This is a genomic window from Pseudomonas guariconensis, from assembly GCF_024127895.1.
In the GTDB taxonomy this organism is placed as follows: Bacteria; Pseudomonadota; Gammaproteobacteria; order Pseudomonadales; family Pseudomonadaceae; genus Aquipseudomonas; species Aquipseudomonas guariconensis_B.
On sequence record NZ_JAMYBK010000001.1, the window covers coordinates 441,200 to 454,721 of the forward strand.

The window sequence follows — 13,522 nt, forward strand, 5'->3', positions numbered from 1 at the left end:
TTTTATGCACCTAATCAGGATCAGGCGGCGGATGGCAACGAGAAAAGCATCCTCGTCGCCAGGTAGGGCCAGACCTGGCATCCACCACCTGCAGCCTGACCCCGTAGCAGACTTCAGCCTCGCTTCCATACCACCGGGAACCAGTCCTCGCGCATGCGCTCGCCATCGGTAAGGCCGATACCGGGGAAGGGCGGCGAGGTGCGGCCCGGGCGCTGTACATAGCGCACGTCATCCCCCAGGAAGCGGGTGGAGAACGCCCGTCGCCTGCCCGTCCCGGCGTTGCCCGCTGCGCCGTGCACGGTGCGGAAGTCGAAGACGATGGCGTCGCCAGGCTCCAGCTCCGGCGAGAGGATCTGGTATTCGCCGTTCTCCACGTCGGGCATGTCCATGAACAGGTTCTGGCCGTCGGCATCGGTGGCGCCGTAGAAGTCCTGGTTGCTGGCCCAGCGCTTGGGACGCACCGGTTTGGGCCAGCGATGCGAGCCGAGCACCACGCTCAGGGTGTTTTGCCGGGTGACCGGGTCCAGGGGGATCCAGTAACTGGCGGTCTGCAGGCCGTCGACGCAGTAGTAGGGCAGGTCCTGGTGCCAAGGGGTGGGCTTGGCGGTGCCGGGCTCCTTGACCAGGATGTGGTCGTGGAATACCTGCACCTGCTGCGCGCCCATCAGTTCGCCGGCCAGCGCTGCCGCGGGGGAGTTGATCACGAAGTCCGTGAAGGCGGGAATGCGCTGCCAGTTGCAGTAGTCCTCGAAGAACCGTCCGCCCTCGCCGGCGTCGACGTTCTCGATGGCGAAGGCGCTGGGTTCGGCCAGGTTCTGCTCGAAGCCTTCGCGCAGGCGTTCGACCCAGTCCTTGAAGACACCGCGCAGGATCACTGCGCCATCACGCTGGAAATCTTCGATATGGGGATTCACGGAGCAACCCTCTCGTTGTTGTCGTGGCACCAGCATCGGGTGCCGGAGAGGGCTGGGTAAATCACAGAATTCCTATTCGCCACTATAGCTATTCTGTATGCCCCGCCTTGTTGTCTTGCCTCCCGATTGGCCGGTTAATAGCCCTGCGCCCTGCGGTTTCCGGGCCTTGCGTGACGCCTTCCACGGCAGCCCGCGCTGCCGGCCAAGAACAAGAACAATGAGGAGCTCCTGGGATGAACGAGCACAACAACCTGCGACGGGGCCTGAGCACCCGGCATATCCGCTTCATGGCGTTGGGGTCGGCGATCGGCACCGGGCTGTTCTACGGCTCGGCGTCGGCGATCAAGCTGGCCGGGCCATCGGTACTGTTGGCCTACCTGATCGGTGGCGCGGCCATCTACATGATGATGCGTGCCCTCGGCGAAATGGCGGTACGCAACCCGGTGTCCGGTTCCTTCGGGCTGTACACCAGCCAGTACCTGGGCCGCTACCTGGGCTTTCTCACCGGCTGGAGCTATGCGTTCTCCATGCTGGTGGTGTGCCTGGCCGACGTCACGGCCTTCGGTGTCTACATGGGCCTGTGGTTCCCCGATACGCCGCGCTGGATCTGGGTGCTGGGCATCGTCTGTTTCATCGGCGCGCTGAACCTGTGCAGCGTCAAGGTGTTCGGCGAGATGGAGTTCTGGCTGTCGTTGCTCAAGGTCACGGCCATCGTCGCGATGATCCTGGCCGGCGGCGCGGTACTGCTGTTCGGCATCCAGCTGGGCAATGGCGCCGAGGCGGTGACAGGGTTTTCCAACCTGTGGAGCCATGGCGGGTTCTTCCCCAATGGCGTCGGCGGGATGATCGCCTCGTTCACCGTGGTGATGTTCGCCTTCGGTGGCGTCGAGATGATCGGCATCACCGCCGGCGAGGCCAAGGACCCCAAGCGTGTGCTGCCCAAGGCGATCAATTCGGTGCCGCTGCGTATCCTGCTGTTCTATGTGTTGACCCTGCTGGTGCTGATGGCCATCTATCCCTGGACCAACATCGGCAGCCAAGGCAGCCCCTTCGTGCAGATCTTCAGCGGCCTGGGCATCGAGTCGGCGGCGACCCTGCTCAACATCGTGGTGATCTCGGCGGCGGTGTCGGCGATCAACAGCGATATCTTCAGCGCCGGACGCATGATGTACGGCATGGCCCAGAACGGCCAGGCACCCGCTGGTTTCGCCCGTCTGTCGCGCTTCGGCGTGCCCTGGATGACCGTGCTGGTGATGGGCGTCGCCCTGCTGCTGGGGGTGGTGCTCAACTACCTGGTGCCTGAGAACCTGTTCCTGGTGCTCGCCGCCGTGGTGACCTTCTCCATCGTCTGGGTCTGGCTGATGATCCTGCTTTCCCAGGTGGCCATGCGCCGTGGCATGAGCCGCGAAGAGGTCGCCGCCCTGGACTTCCCGGTGCCGCTGTGGCCGGTCGGCCCGGCCTGCGCCATCGTGTTCATGCTGTTCATCTTCGTCGTGCTGGGCTGGTTCCCGGACACCCGCATGGCCATGTACGTCGGCCTTGGCTGGCTGGCCCTGTTGTCCCTGGGTTACTGGCTGTGGGGTGCGCGCCAGCCACGCCCGGCGCCAGCCAGCGCATGAAGGCGTAGCCTGCAGGCATCAGCCATACAGGCCTTAGATCGCGAACAGCTCGCTGGCCCAGCGCAGGAATGCCTGGGCCGCAGGCGAGGGGCGCATGGCGCCGGATTGCGCCAGCACCACCGACTGCGGGCTGACCGCCTCGCGCAAGGGCCGGCACGCCAGTGGCCGGCCATCGTAGCTCTGGTCTCCCGCCGGTCGGGTGCACGACAACGCCACGCCATAGCCATGGGCGACCAGCCCACGCTGCATCTCGAAGGTCTGGGTCAACTGCTGGGAGCGTGGTTGCAGGTCATGGGCCCAGAACAGCGAGAGGAAGTACTCGCGGGTTCTGGCGATGTCTTCGAGAATCAGGCATTCCTCGGCCAGGTCGGCCAACGACACCTGCTCCTGGCGGGCCAAGGGATGATCGGCCGGTAGCAGGGCGTAGGGCGCCACTTGCGCCAGCACTCGCCGCTCGACCTGTGGATCGAGGCCCACGTCGTAGGTCAGCGCCAATTCCGCCTTGCCATCGTTCAGGCGCCGGTTGACCCCGGCCAGGTCGGTCTCGAGCAGGGTGATGGCGACGTCCGGGTGGCGCTGGCGAAAGCCGCTGAGCAGGCGCGGCGCGTACCAGGGGCCGAGGTCCTGGAAGCAGATCAGGCTCAGGTTGCCTCGCAGCACTTGCGGCTCGTCTCCGGCACTACCTATGCCTGCCGCCATGGCCAGGATCTCGCGGGCCTGCTCGAGCAACTGGCGCCCCGCCGGGCTCAGTTCCAGGCCACGGCTGGCCTGGCGCAGGAACAGCTTCTCGCCAAGGAGCGCCTCGAGCTGGGAGATCGCCAGCGACACCGAGGGTTGCGAGATATGCTTGGCTCGCGCTGCGGCGCTGACGCTGCCTTGTTCGGCGGTAGCCACGAAGTATTCGAGTTGACGGAAGGTAAAGCCGATCATTGTTGTTCTTGTCCTCTCTTCCCGGGACGGCATCGGGTACCGAGCGTACAGGGAATTCTCCGGTTGTGGGGTGCGAGGCGGGAAATCGCCTGCATGGATTGCATTTGCCCGGCAGCGCATCCATCATGCATGGTATGCAAAAACGCAACGTAGCCACCGTACTCAGAGCACTGCTCGACCGCCACGGCCTGTCACCGACGGAGCTGCACCGGCGCACGGGCGTCCCTCAATCCACCTTGTCGCGCATCCTCAGCGAGAAGATCGTCGATCCGTCCGACAGGCATGTGTCGAAGATCGCCAGCTACTTCGGCGTGAGCACCGATCAGTTGCGTGGTCGTGCCGAACTGGGCGAGCCCCGTGCGCCAGCGCTGCCGATCCATGGCCATGCGCAATTGAGCGACATTCGCCTGTGGGACGACGAGACCCCTGTCGAGGATGACGAGGTGTCCGTTCCTTTTCTTCGTGAGGTCGAGTTGGCAGCAGGGTCAGGGAGATTCGTCATCGAGGAAAGCGAGAAGGCCCGCTTGCGCTTCGGCAAGCGCAGCCTGCGCCACAACGGCGTGCAGTTCGACCAGGCCAAGTGCGTGACGGTGCGGGGCAACAGCATGCTGCCGGTGTTGCGTGATGGCGCCACGGTGGGGGTCAACACCGGCAGGTGCGCGATCGGCGACATCATCGATGGCGACCTCTATGCCATCAACCACAACGGCCAGTTGCGCGTGAAGCAGGTCTATCGCCTGCCAACGGGCATCCGCCTGCGCAGCTTCAACCGCGACGAACACCCCGACGAGGACTACAGTTTCCAGCAGATGCAGGAGGAGCAGATCAGCCTGCTCGGCCATGTATTCTGGTGGGGCATGTACGCCCGCTGACTCCCTCCCACTTCCTGAAAACCCGCCTCGGCGGGTTTTTCGTCTCCAGGGGGGCCGATATCGCGCCTGGAAATATGATGAAATGCATTGACTGCATATGCGTTAATGCATAGATTTGTTTCGCATCAGCTGACATCGGTTGTTACATGGGGCTCGACCGCTGGGGGAATTGCCTCGGCTACAGGCCAGGCGTCGTTACGCCGAGTTCGAAACACAACCGGCCCGTGGGCAATGCCGATGGGCCTTGCAAAGGAGGCAGGACAGTGGCGAACGAGCAGCAGGTGTTGCTGGAACTCCCGCTCTGGCTGGTAATCGTCCTGGCGGTGGTGGGTGGTCTTTGCGGCGAGATGTGGCGAGCCGACAAGGCCGGTGCGCGCGGCTGGTCGCTGGTGCGGCGGTTGGCGTTGCGCTCTGGAGCTTGCATGGTGTGCGGGGTTTCGGCGGTGATGTTGCTCTACGCCAGCGGCGTGTCGACCTGGACTGCCTGCGCCTTCGGCTGCATGACCGCCATGTCGGGAGCCGATGTAGTCATTGGGTTCTACGAGCGCTGGGTGGCCAGGCGGCTGGGGTTGCGTGAGGCGTCCCAGGCTGACGAACCATAGAGGGAAGGCCATGGAGCCGGCAGGTGACGCTTGCGCGAGATCGTCCGCTACCCACTGAAGGGGCGCGAACCCTTGCCTGGTGGGGCCAGGGTGGTAGGGTAATGCGCAGTCTTCAAGGAGCCCGCCATGGACCCGATCACCGTTCTCTCCACCCGTCTGGGCGAACACCTGCGGCGCTTCAATGCCCAGGTGAGCACTGCCGAATCCTGCACCGGCGGCGGCATCGCCGAGGCGATCACCCGTATTCCCGGCAGTTCGGCCTGGTTCGAGGCCGGCTACGTGACCTATTCCAATGCCCAGAAGACCCGCCAGCTGGGCGTACCCGAGGCGCTGTTCGCCCAGGTCGGGGCGGTCAGCCAGGAAGTGGTCGAAGCCATGGTCCGCGGCGCCCAGGCCGCCAGTGGGGCGCGCTTCGCCGTGGCGGTCAGTGGTGTGGCCGGGCCCGACGGCGGCTCGCCGGCAAAGCCGGTGGGTACCGTGTGGCTGGCCTGGGCCGATGGTGAGCACGTGACCAGCGAGCGCCGGCACTTCGATGGCGACCGCGAAGCGGTACGCCGACAGACGGTGATCGCCGCGTTAGACGGCTTGTTACAGCTTGGCGCGGAGTAATTGTCGACTGGGGGTTTGCTCGAACGCACCGCTGTGGAATAATACTGGCTACTTATACAGTTATTCCGGCCGATCAGGGCCAGTCGATCACGTGAGGATTTCAATGGACGACAACAAGAAGCGCGCCTTGGCTGCGGCCCTGGGTCAGATCGAACGCCAATTCGGCAAGGGCGCGGTCATGCGCATGGGCGACCACGAGCGCCAGGCCATCCCGGCCATCTCCACCGGTTCCCTGGGCCTGGACATCGCCCTGGGCATTGGCGGTCTGCCGAAAGGCCGTATCGTCGAGATCTACGGTCCGGAATCCTCGGGTAAAACCACCCTGACCCTGTCGGTCATCGCCGAAGCCCAGAAGCACGGCGCCACTTGCGCCTTCGTCGACGCCGAACACGCCCTCGACCCCGAGTACGCCGGCAAGCTGGGCGTCAATGTCGACGACCTGCTGGTATCTCAGCCGGACACCGGCGAGCAGGCCCTGGAAATCACCGACATGCTGGTGCGTTCCAACGCCGTGGACGTGATCATCGTCGACTCCGTGGCGGCCCTGGTACCCAAGGCCGAGATCGAAGGCGAGATGGGCGACATGCACGTGGGCCTGCAGGCCCGCCTGATGTCCCAGGCGCTGCGCAAGATCACCGGTAACATCAAGAACGCCAACTGCCTGGTCATCTTCATCAACCAGATCCGCATGAAGATCGGCGTGATGTTCGGTAGCCCGGAAACCACCACCGGCGGTAACGCCCTGAAGTTCTATGCCTCGGTGCGCCTGGACATCCGCCGTACCGGTGCGGTCAAGGAAGGCGACGAAGTGGTGGGCAGCGAAACCCGCGTCAAGATCGTCAAGAACAAGGTCTCGCCTCCGTTCCGTCAGGCCGAGTTCCAGATCCTCTATGGCAAGGGCATCTACCGCAACGGCGAGATCATCGACTTGGGCGTGTCCCAGGGCCTGGTGGAAAAATCCGGTGCCTGGTACAGCTACCAGGGCAATAAGATCGGCCAGGGCAAGGCCAACGCTGCCAAGTACCTGCAAGAGAATCCAGCCATCGCCGCCGAGATCGAGAAGCAGATCCGCGAGAAGCTGCTCAACGCCGGTGCCGTCGCCGCTGCTGGCAAGGCCGCTGCTGCCGAAGCCGATGCCGACGACATGGCTGACGCCGACGCCGGTTATTGATTGGCCCTATGTCCGCCGTACTCGACACCCCCGTCGCCGTCCGGCGGACCGCCATGGACCTGCTCGCTCGTCGCGAGCATGGTCGCGTCGAGCTGACACGCAAGTTGCGTCAGCGTGGCGCATCGGATGAGCTGATCGAGCAGGCGCTCGATCGGCTTGCCGAAGAAGGGCTGCTCAGTGAAGCCCGCTACCTCGAGAGCTTCATTTCCCATCGTTCCAATGCCGGCTATGGCCCCGCGCGTATTCGCGAGGAACTCGGCCAGCGTGGCCTGAACCGTGGCGATATCGACCAGGCCCTGCGTGAAAGTGGGGTGGACTGGGCAGCCCGGTTGCAGGATGTCTGGCAGCGCAAGTTCGCCGGGCAGCGTCCCCATGATCCCCGCAGCCGGGCCCAGCAGACCCGATTCCTCGCCTACCGTGGCTTTTCCATGGAGATGATCGGCCGCCTGCTCAGCGGCCGAGGTTTCGACGATTAGCCTGCTGGCTCAACTGACCTTCAAGGCCTCCCTGGCGCGCTGGGTCGTATGCATCGGCTGGGGTTTGGCCCAGTTTTCCGGAACATTGATGAAGTCCACCAGCTCACGCAGGCGCCCCTGGTCGCGGCCATTGAAGGCGAAGGTCAGCCGCGTCAGGTGGCTGAAATTACCCACCTCGTGTTCGATCCCACTGTCAGGCTGCTGGTGGTATTTGCCGCTCAGGCGCAGGTCGGCGAAGCCTTCCTGGATATCGTAGAGTGCAGCCTCGCTGAGCGGATGGTGCATGCGGATCACGAACTGGTTCTTCAGCCAGCGGCTGGAGTGGTAGTTGCTGTAGAATTGGTTGATTTCCTCCACCGCTTCGTCGGCGCTGTGCACCAGGCGCAGCAGCTTCAGGTCGCTGGGCAGGATGTAGCGGTTCTCTTCCAACTGGCGGCTGATGAAATCCAGTGCATCGCGCCAGAAGGTGCCGCCCGGCGAATCCAGCAGTACCACCGGTACCAGGGGGCTCTTGCCGGTCTGGATCAGGGTCAGCACCTCCAGCGCCTCGTCCAGGGTGCCGAAGCCGCCTGGGCAGAGCACCAGGGCATCGGCTTCCTTGACGAAGAACAGCTTGCGGATGAAGAAGAAATGGAAGGGCAGCAGCTTGTCGGTACCGTCGACAGTGGCATTGGCATGCTGCTCGAACGGCAGGGTGATGTTGAAGCCCAGGCTGTGTTCTGTGCCCGCGCCTTCGTGGGCCGCCGCCATGATGCCGCCACCGGCACCGGTGATGACCATCAGGTCGGAGCGCGCCAGGGTTGCGCCCAGCTCCCGTGCCAAGGCGTACATCGGATGTTCCAGGGGCGTACGGGCCGAGCCGAACACGGTGACCTTGCGCCGGCCTTTGTAGCGCTCCAGGGTACGGAAGGAATGGTCCAGTTCGCGCAGGGCCTGCAGGGTGATCTTGGCGTTCCAGCGATTGCTGTCGTCGTGGGCCATGCGCAGGATGGTCAGCATCATGTCGCGGTAAAGCGGCAGGTTGGGGCTGTTCGGCGCGACCAGTTGCAATTGCTCCTCGATCTTGCTCAGGTCGATGCCGTTGTCCCTGAAATGGTTGAACAAGAGTTCGTTCGGTTGGTAAGGCATTCAACGTCTCCTTCTGCAGCAACATCTCTTGACCGGGCCGATGGCGTGCTCCGATCGCGACACTGCGTGTGTCGCCGGCTGCTGTGGCTCGAGTGTGCATCCCGAGCATTGCAGTAGGCCTTCAAGGCCATGGTGCAGTGGTAGGAAGTCCATCATGTTGTCGTTGTTCCAGGGCCAGCATACCGCGTCCTCGACGTCTCCTCGCACGCCGGAAAATGTACAGGTATTCGCTATCAATCTAGACCCTGGCACCTGATCGTGCCGGGGAAGGTGTGCAAGACACCACGGCGCTTACCTTCGGCACCTGCGTCGCCCTGACCACTGGTCGGAAGGGATCCAACTACCGTGGGGCTTTGGTTAACTGGGAGTGCGAAAAGGTCTCGATGCAGGAGGTGGCAGTATGCGTCGGCTGGTCATCGAGGTGGACGGGCGGCTGTACCAGCTGCTGGAGAATGCGGCCCGGGCCAATCACCTGAGCCTGGAGGCCGAATGCCGGCGCAGGCTGGAAGGAGCAGAGCGACATTCACGCTACCTCCAGGCCCTGCTGGCCGAGCTGCGCGCCGATGAAGAACAGCGGCGCGCCAATGACAACGGTCGGATCGCCTGAGTTACTTCCTCTTGTTGCCGGCCACGCAGCTGGCGGCATCGAAGGCCTGGTCCATGACCGGCTGGTTGGTCTTGTAGACGGTGAAGCGGTAGACCATCACCGCCCCCTTGGACATCAACTGGCGGAACCCCGTGTTACGGCACACGCTGTCACCCAGCTGGCTGCGCACCTGCTCCGGATTGGCGCGCATCTGCGCAGCATGGCTTTCGCGCACGCTCAGGTGGTTGATCAACGCCTTGCCCTTCTCGACGGTGTAACCCTGGTCGAGGATGTCTTCGTTGATCGCGCGCGGTGTGCCGACACTGCTTTCCTTGGCAACCTTCTCCAGCATCTGGTTCAGCTCGTATTCCTGCTTGGAAGCCGCCTGGGCCGCCAAGGGCAGGGCGAGCAGCAGGCTCAGTGTCGGGATGATAAGGCGCGGCATGAATCTCTCCTGGTTCGATAACTGGCACTTTGACCTGCGCCGGCGGGCTGCGTTCCATGACGGCGCATCTGTGCCAGGTGGCGATTATAAGGGACCGGATTGCCGCTCTGCACGGCAAATGGCTCGGCCTCTGGTAGACTGGCGCTTTGTTTCCCGCCGAGTCGTCGCAGTGTCCATTCCTTCCCTGTCCAGAGGCTTGCAAGCATGAGCCATGCGGTAGCGCGCTTGCGCGCCGAACGCCTGGCCCGCAGCAACAAACCCTTCATCGCCCGCGGCTCGCGTGCGGTCCGCTGCCCGGATTGCCGGGTCATCGCCAGTCACTGCCTGTGTGCCTTGAAGCCCAGGGTGCAGGCCAACTCGGGCGTGTGCCTGCTGATGCACGACACCGAGCCGCTCAAGCCGACCAATACCGGCTGGCTGATCGCCGACCTGGTCGAGGACACCTCGGCGTTCGGCTGGCAGCGCACCGAGGTCGACCAACGCTTGCTGGCGCTGCTCGAGCAGCCCCAGTGGCAGCCCTATATTGTCTTCCCGGGCGAGTTCGTCGCCCCGCAGCGGGTAGTGGGCGATGTACAGTGCGAGCCGGGCAAGCGGCCGCTGTTCATCCTGCTCGACGCCACTTGGACCGAAGCGCGCAAGATGTTTCGCAAGAGTCCGTACCTGGACCGTTTCCCGGTATTGAGCCTGCAGGCCGAGCAGATGTCCCGCTACCGCCTGCGCCGCTCCAAGCGCGACGACCATTTCTGCACCGCCGAAGTGGCGGCGATGTGCCTGGAACTGGCGGGCGACCAGCACGCCGCCCAGGCGCTGGATGCCTATCTGGACGTGTTCAGCCTGCACTACCTCAGCGCCAAGCGGCACCTGCCGCTCGACCTGCAGGACGACATCCACCAGCGTTTGCATACCTTCCTATAGTCCAAGGGGCAGGCGGGGCGGATTGGTTCATACTGTCGGGGCTGACAGCCAGGGGGCGGGGGCGACTGGGCAATTGGCTTGACCGCCCGGACCGTGCTCGGCATCCTTGGCGCCGATTCGGGCATGACGAAGATGCCGTTACCCCGGACTTCGCCGCGCCGTCACGGCCGGCGGCCCTGCCGTTCGCGCCTTGAGTTGCCCGCCAGGCACTGCTTTTTATCCCTTCCTGCGCCTGGCACAGAACAGGATCCATAGATCGATGGCCACATACGAAATCCTGATTGCCGATGACCACCCACTGTTTCGCAGCGCCCTGCGCCAGGCCGTTACCCTCGGCTTGGGGGCGGATGTACGCCTGGTCGAGGTGGCGAGCATCGCCGAGTTGGAAGTCCGCCTGAACGAGAAGGCCGATTGGGACCTGGTCCTGCTGGACCTGAACATGCCTGGCGCCTATGGCTTCTCCGGCCTGGTCCTGCTGCGCGGGCAGTACCCGCAGATTCCGGTGGTGATGGTCTCGGCCCAGGAAGAGGCGGCCGTGGTGGTCAAGTCCCGCGAGTTCGGCGCCAGTGGCTTCATTCCCAAGTCGAGCAACCTGGAGGTGATCCAGGACGCGGTGAAGAAGGTCCTCGACGGCGACGTCTGGTGGCCGCCGCAGGCTTTCGACAAGGTCGACGTGTCGGCCGAGGCCAAGGCGGCCAGTGAAGGCCTGGCGAGCCTGACGCCGCAGCAGTTCAGGGTCCTGACCATGGTCTGCGAGGGGCTGCTGAACAAGCAGATCGCCTACGAACTGAATGTCTCGGAGGCAACCATCAAGGCCCACGTGACCGCTATCTTCCGCAAGCTGGGTGTACGCACCCGGACCCAGGCAGCGTTGCTGCTCCAGCAGCTCGAGTCGGTCTCAGGCGGCTAAGTCCCCGTGTATTCACGCTTTTTTGACCTGGGCTGGACTAGTCTGCTGGCCTTTTACCGGTGAAGTGACTCTCCATGTCGCCATTCAAGGGCCAGACCGGCCTCAAACGTATCCTCAACGCTGCCGGCTATTCGCTGGACGGCCTGCGTGCCGCCTTCAAGGGCGAGGCCGCCTTCCGGCAACTGGTGCTGCTCAACGTGCTGTTGATCCCGCTGGCCTTCTGGTTGCCGGTCAGCCGCGCGGAGCGGGCGATCCTCATTGCCGTCTGCTTGCTGGGGCTGATCGTCGAGCTGCTCAATTCGGCGGTCGAGGCCGCCATCGACCGCATTTCCCTGGATCGCCACCCGCTGTCCAAGAATGCCAAAGACATGGGCAGCGCCGCGCAACTGGTGGCCTTGGGCATGGTGGCGTTGGTCTGGGGCGTGATCCTGCTGTGATCAGGCGATGGGCGGCAGGACGATCTCGTCGCTGCGCCTGACCCCCGCCGTGAAACTGCGGCACAGGTCGAGGAATTCGCGCATGGCCGAGGTCTGGTACTTCTGCTTGTGCCAGATGAAGTAGAACTGTCGCGCCAGGTCCAGCTCGGGGGTTTCCACCGCCACCAGGCTGCCGCGGCGGAAGGCGTCGCGCAGCGCCAGGCGCGAGATGCAGCCGATGCCCAGGCCTGACTCCACGGCGCGCTTGATCGCCTCGGTGTGCTCCAGCTCCAGGCGGATGTCGAGGTTGGCGCGGTGGTGGCGCATGGCCTGGTCGAAGGTCAGGCGCGTGCCGGAGCCCTGTTCGCGGAGGATCCACGCCTCATGGGAGAGCGTCTCGACGTCTGCCCGGCCGACCTTGGCCAGGGGATGCTGGGGCGCGCAGAACACCACCAGCTCATCTTCTACCCAGGGCTGCACTTCAAGGTCCGGGTGGTTGCAATCGCCCTCGATCAGACCCAGGTCAATTTCGTAGTGCGCGACTTGTTGCACGATATGTGCGGTGTTCTGCACATGGAGCTTGACCTGGCTCTCCGGGTGGCCCTGCATGAAACTGCCGATCAGCAGGGTGGCCAGGTAGTTGCCGATGGTCAGGGTGGCGCCGACCGAGAGCGAGCCGAAGCCTGACTTGCCATTGAGCAGGTCTTCGATTTCCTTGGCCTGGTCGAGCAGGGCGACGGCCTGGGGCAGCAATTGATGGCCCAGGGCGTTGAGGCTCAGCCGCTTGCCGGCGCGATCGAACAGCTGGCAACTGGATTGGCGCTCCAGTTCGGTGATCGAGGTGCTAGCGGCCGATTGCGACAACGCCAGCACGCTGGCCGCTCGCGACACGCTCTGGTGCTGGGCCACGGCAACGAAGACCTGGAGCTGGCGTAGGGTGAATCGCATATCTATATAACCGATAAGACATATCTTGATAATTCATTTAACAGATATTGTCGCTGCCCCTAAACTATCGCGCAACTGCGCGCTTGGTCCGCGCTGCGTCTTTCTTCAGGAGCCCCTTAGATGAGCAACATGAACCACGAACGTGTCCTCAGTGTGCATCACTGGAACGACACCCTGTTCAGCTTCAAGTGCACCCGCGATCCGGGCCTGCGCTTTGAGAACGGTCAGTTCGTGATGATCGGCCTGCAACAGCCCAATGGCCGTCCGCTCATGCGCGCCTATTCCATCGCTTCGCCGAACTGGGAAGAGCACCTGGAGTTCTTCAGCATCAAGGTGCCGGATGGCCCGCTGACCTCCCAGCTGCAGCACCTGAAGGAAGGCGACGAGATCATCATCAGCAAGAAGCCCACCGGTACCCTGGTCCTCGACGACCTGAACCCGGGCAAGCACCTGTACCTGCTGAGCACCGGTACCGGCCTGGCACCGTTCATGAGCGTGATCCAGGACCCGGAAACCTACGAGCGTTTCGAAAAGGTGATCCTGGTCCACGGCGTGCGCTACGTCAACGAGGTGGCCTACCGTGAGTTCATCACCGAGCACTTGCCGCAGAACGAGTTCTTCGGCGACGCGGTGCGCGACAAGCTGATCTACTACCCGACCGTGACCCGTGAGCCGTTCGAGAACCAGGGCCGCCTGACCGACCTGATGCGCAGCGGCAAGCTGTTCAGCGACATCGGCCTGCCTCCGATCAATCCGCAGGACGACCGTGCGATGATCTGCGGCAGCCCGAGCATGCTCGATGAGACCAGCGAGGTCCTCGACAGCTTCGGCCTGAAGATCTCCCCGCGCATGCGCGAGCCGGGTGACTACCTGATCGAGCGTGCCTTCGTCGAGAAGTAAGGCGAATGCAAAAAAACGCAGGCCTTGGTTTTGGCCTGCGTTTTTTTATTCTGCCTTTGGGTCGCCGCTGGCGCCGAAAAA

General features: G+C 63.7%; 16 protein-coding genes. 11 read left to right on the forward strand and 5 right to left on the reverse strand.

Features of this window, described 5'->3' with window-relative positions:
- Positions 1–113: 113 nt before the first annotated feature.
- Positions 114–950, reverse strand: coding sequence for a phytanoyl-CoA dioxygenase family protein (locus tag NJF35_RS02035; protein WP_225787362.1), 837 nt, complete (start codon positions 948–950; stop codon positions 114–116).
- 197 nt (positions 951–1,147) lie between these two features.
- Between NJF35_RS02035 and NJF35_RS02040 the strand changes: the two genes are divergently transcribed.
- Positions 1,148–2,533 (forward strand): amino acid permease, encoded by a 1,386-nt coding sequence (locus NJF35_RS02040; RefSeq protein ID WP_225787363.1) that lies wholly within the window; start codon positions 1,148–1,150, stop codon positions 2,531–2,533.
- Positions 2,534–2,566: 33 nt separating this feature from the next.
- On the opposite strand, the gene NJF35_RS02045 is transcribed toward NJF35_RS02040, so the two are convergent.
- Positions 2,567–3,463, reverse strand: coding sequence for a LysR substrate-binding domain-containing protein (locus NJF35_RS02045; RefSeq protein ID WP_225787364.1), 897 nt, complete (start codon positions 3,461–3,463; stop codon positions 2,567–2,569).
- Positions 3,464–3,588: 125 nt separating this feature from the next.
- Here NJF35_RS02045 and NJF35_RS02050 point away from each other — a divergent pair, with 125 nt between their 5' ends.
- From NJF35_RS02050 to recX, 5 genes are all read left to right on the forward strand, one after another.
- On the forward strand, positions 3,589–4,335 hold the full coding sequence (locus NJF35_RS02050) for a helix-turn-helix transcriptional regulator (RefSeq protein WP_225787365.1): 747 nt from the start codon (positions 3,589–3,591) through the stop codon (positions 4,333–4,335).
- A 263-nt stretch (positions 4,336–4,598) separates the two neighbouring features.
- Positions 4,599–4,937 (forward strand): phage holin family protein, encoded by a 339-nt coding sequence (locus NJF35_RS02055; protein WP_225787366.1) that lies wholly within the window; start codon positions 4,599–4,601, stop codon positions 4,935–4,937.
- 126 nt (positions 4,938–5,063) lie between these two features.
- Positions 5,064–5,546: a CinA family protein gene (locus NJF35_RS02060; RefSeq protein ID WP_225787367.1), complete on the forward strand. Its 483-nt coding sequence runs from the start codon at positions 5,064–5,066 to the stop codon at positions 5,544–5,546.
- A 103-nt stretch (positions 5,547–5,649) separates the two neighbouring features.
- Positions 5,650–6,717: a recombinase RecA gene (gene recA / locus NJF35_RS02065; protein WP_225787368.1), complete on the forward strand. Its 1,068-nt coding sequence runs from the start codon at positions 5,650–5,652 to the stop codon at positions 6,715–6,717.
- Positions 6,718–6,725: 8 nt separating this feature from the next.
- On the forward strand, positions 6,726–7,193 hold the full coding sequence (gene recX / locus NJF35_RS02070; protein ID WP_253090633.1) for a recombination regulator RecX: 468 nt from the start codon (positions 6,726–6,728) through the stop codon (positions 7,191–7,193).
- 9 nt (positions 7,194–7,202) lie between these two features.
- On the opposite strand, the gene NJF35_RS02075 is transcribed toward recX, so the two are convergent.
- Positions 7,203–8,321: an LOG family protein gene (locus tag NJF35_RS02075; protein ID WP_225787370.1), complete on the reverse strand. Its 1,119-nt coding sequence runs from the start codon at positions 8,319–8,321 to the stop codon at positions 7,203–7,205.
- 400 nt (positions 8,322–8,721) lie between these two features.
- Between NJF35_RS02075 and NJF35_RS02080 the strand changes: the two genes are divergently transcribed.
- Positions 8,722–8,928 (forward strand): hypothetical protein, encoded by a 207-nt coding sequence (locus NJF35_RS02080; RefSeq protein ID WP_225787371.1) that lies wholly within the window; start codon positions 8,722–8,724, stop codon positions 8,926–8,928.
- Position 8,929: 1 nt separating this feature from the next.
- Here the strand turns inward: NJF35_RS02080 and NJF35_RS02085 are convergent, their stop codons facing one another.
- On the reverse strand, positions 8,930–9,352 hold the full coding sequence (locus NJF35_RS02085) for a quorum-sensing-regulated virulence factor family protein (RefSeq protein WP_225787372.1): 423 nt from the start codon (positions 9,350–9,352) through the stop codon (positions 8,930–8,932).
- A gap of 204 nt (positions 9,353–9,556) precedes the next feature.
- On the opposite strand from NJF35_RS02085, the gene NJF35_RS02090 reads away from it, so the two are divergent.
- The 3 genes from NJF35_RS02090 (at position 9,557) to NJF35_RS02100 (ending at position 11,614) form a co-directional block, all read left to right on the forward strand.
- On the forward strand, positions 9,557–10,267 hold the full coding sequence (locus tag NJF35_RS02090) for a tRNA-uridine aminocarboxypropyltransferase (protein WP_225787373.1): 711 nt from the start codon (positions 9,557–9,559) through the stop codon (positions 10,265–10,267).
- A gap of 259 nt (positions 10,268–10,526) precedes the next feature.
- Positions 10,527–11,177: a response regulator transcription factor ErdR gene (gene erdR / locus NJF35_RS02095; RefSeq protein WP_225787374.1), complete on the forward strand. Its 651-nt coding sequence runs from the start codon at positions 10,527–10,529 to the stop codon at positions 11,175–11,177.
- 74 nt (positions 11,178–11,251) lie between these two features.
- Positions 11,252–11,614, forward strand: coding sequence for a diacylglycerol kinase (locus tag NJF35_RS02100; protein WP_225787375.1), 363 nt, complete (start codon positions 11,252–11,254; stop codon positions 11,612–11,614).
- Here the strand turns inward: NJF35_RS02100 and finR are convergent, their stop codons facing one another.
- On the reverse strand, positions 11,615–12,541 hold the full coding sequence (finR, locus tag NJF35_RS02105) for a LysR family transcriptional regulator FinR (RefSeq protein WP_225787376.1): 927 nt from the start codon (positions 12,539–12,541) through the stop codon (positions 11,615–11,617).
- A 120-nt stretch (positions 12,542–12,661) separates the two neighbouring features.
- On the opposite strand from finR, the gene fpr reads away from it, so the two are divergent.
- A complete protein-coding gene (gene fpr, locus NJF35_RS02110; RefSeq protein ID WP_225787377.1) occupies positions 12,662–13,441 on the forward strand; it encodes a ferredoxin-NADP reductase in 780 nt (259 codons plus the stop codon).
- The last annotated feature ends 81 nt before the right edge of the window (positions 13,442–13,522 follow it).

Excerpts from the sequence above, each read along its gene's own strand:
- fpr (WP_225787377.1), top strand. The coding sequence starts at position 12,662 with ATGAGCAACATGAACCACGAACGTGTCCTCAGTGTGCATCACTGGAAC.
- NJF35_RS02085 (WP_225787372.1), bottom strand. The coding sequence starts at position 9,352 with ATGCCGCGCCTTATCATCCCGACACTGAGCCTGCTGCTCGCCCTGCCC.
- NJF35_RS02060 (WP_225787367.1), top strand. The coding sequence starts at position 5,064 with ATGGACCCGATCACCGTTCTCTCCACCCGTCTGGGCGAACACCTGCGG.
- NJF35_RS02040 (WP_225787363.1), top strand. The coding sequence starts at position 1,148 with ATGAACGAGCACAACAACCTGCGACGGGGCCTGAGCACCCGGCATATC.
- NJF35_RS02035 (WP_225787362.1), bottom strand. The coding sequence starts at position 950 with ATGCTGGTGCCACGACAACAACGAGAGGGTTGCTCCGTGAATCCCCAT.
- NJF35_RS02080 (WP_225787371.1), top strand. The coding sequence starts at position 8,722 with ATGCGTCGGCTGGTCATCGAGGTGGACGGGCGGCTGTACCAGCTGCTG.
- recA (WP_225787368.1), top strand. The coding sequence starts at position 5,650 with ATGGACGACAACAAGAAGCGCGCCTTGGCTGCGGCCCTGGGTCAGATC.
- NJF35_RS02100 (WP_225787375.1), top strand. The coding sequence starts at position 11,252 with ATGTCGCCATTCAAGGGCCAGACCGGCCTCAAACGTATCCTCAACGCT.
- recX (WP_253090633.1), top strand. The coding sequence starts at position 6,726 with ATGTCCGCCGTACTCGACACCCCCGTCGCCGTCCGGCGGACCGCCATG.
- finR (WP_225787376.1), bottom strand. The coding sequence starts at position 12,541 with ATGCGATTCACCCTACGCCAGCTCCAGGTCTTCGTTGCCGTGGCCCAG.
- NJF35_RS02075 (WP_225787370.1), bottom strand. The coding sequence starts at position 8,321 with ATGCCTTACCAACCGAACGAACTCTTGTTCAACCATTTCAGGGACAAC.
- NJF35_RS02045 (WP_225787364.1), bottom strand. The coding sequence starts at position 3,463 with ATGATCGGCTTTACCTTCCGTCAACTCGAATACTTCGTGGCTACCGCC.
- NJF35_RS02090 (WP_225787373.1), top strand. The coding sequence starts at position 9,557 with ATGAGCCATGCGGTAGCGCGCTTGCGCGCCGAACGCCTGGCCCGCAGC.
- erdR (WP_225787374.1), top strand. The coding sequence starts at position 10,527 with ATGGCCACATACGAAATCCTGATTGCCGATGACCACCCACTGTTTCGC.
- NJF35_RS02050 (WP_225787365.1), top strand. The coding sequence starts at position 3,589 with ATGCATGGTATGCAAAAACGCAACGTAGCCACCGTACTCAGAGCACTG.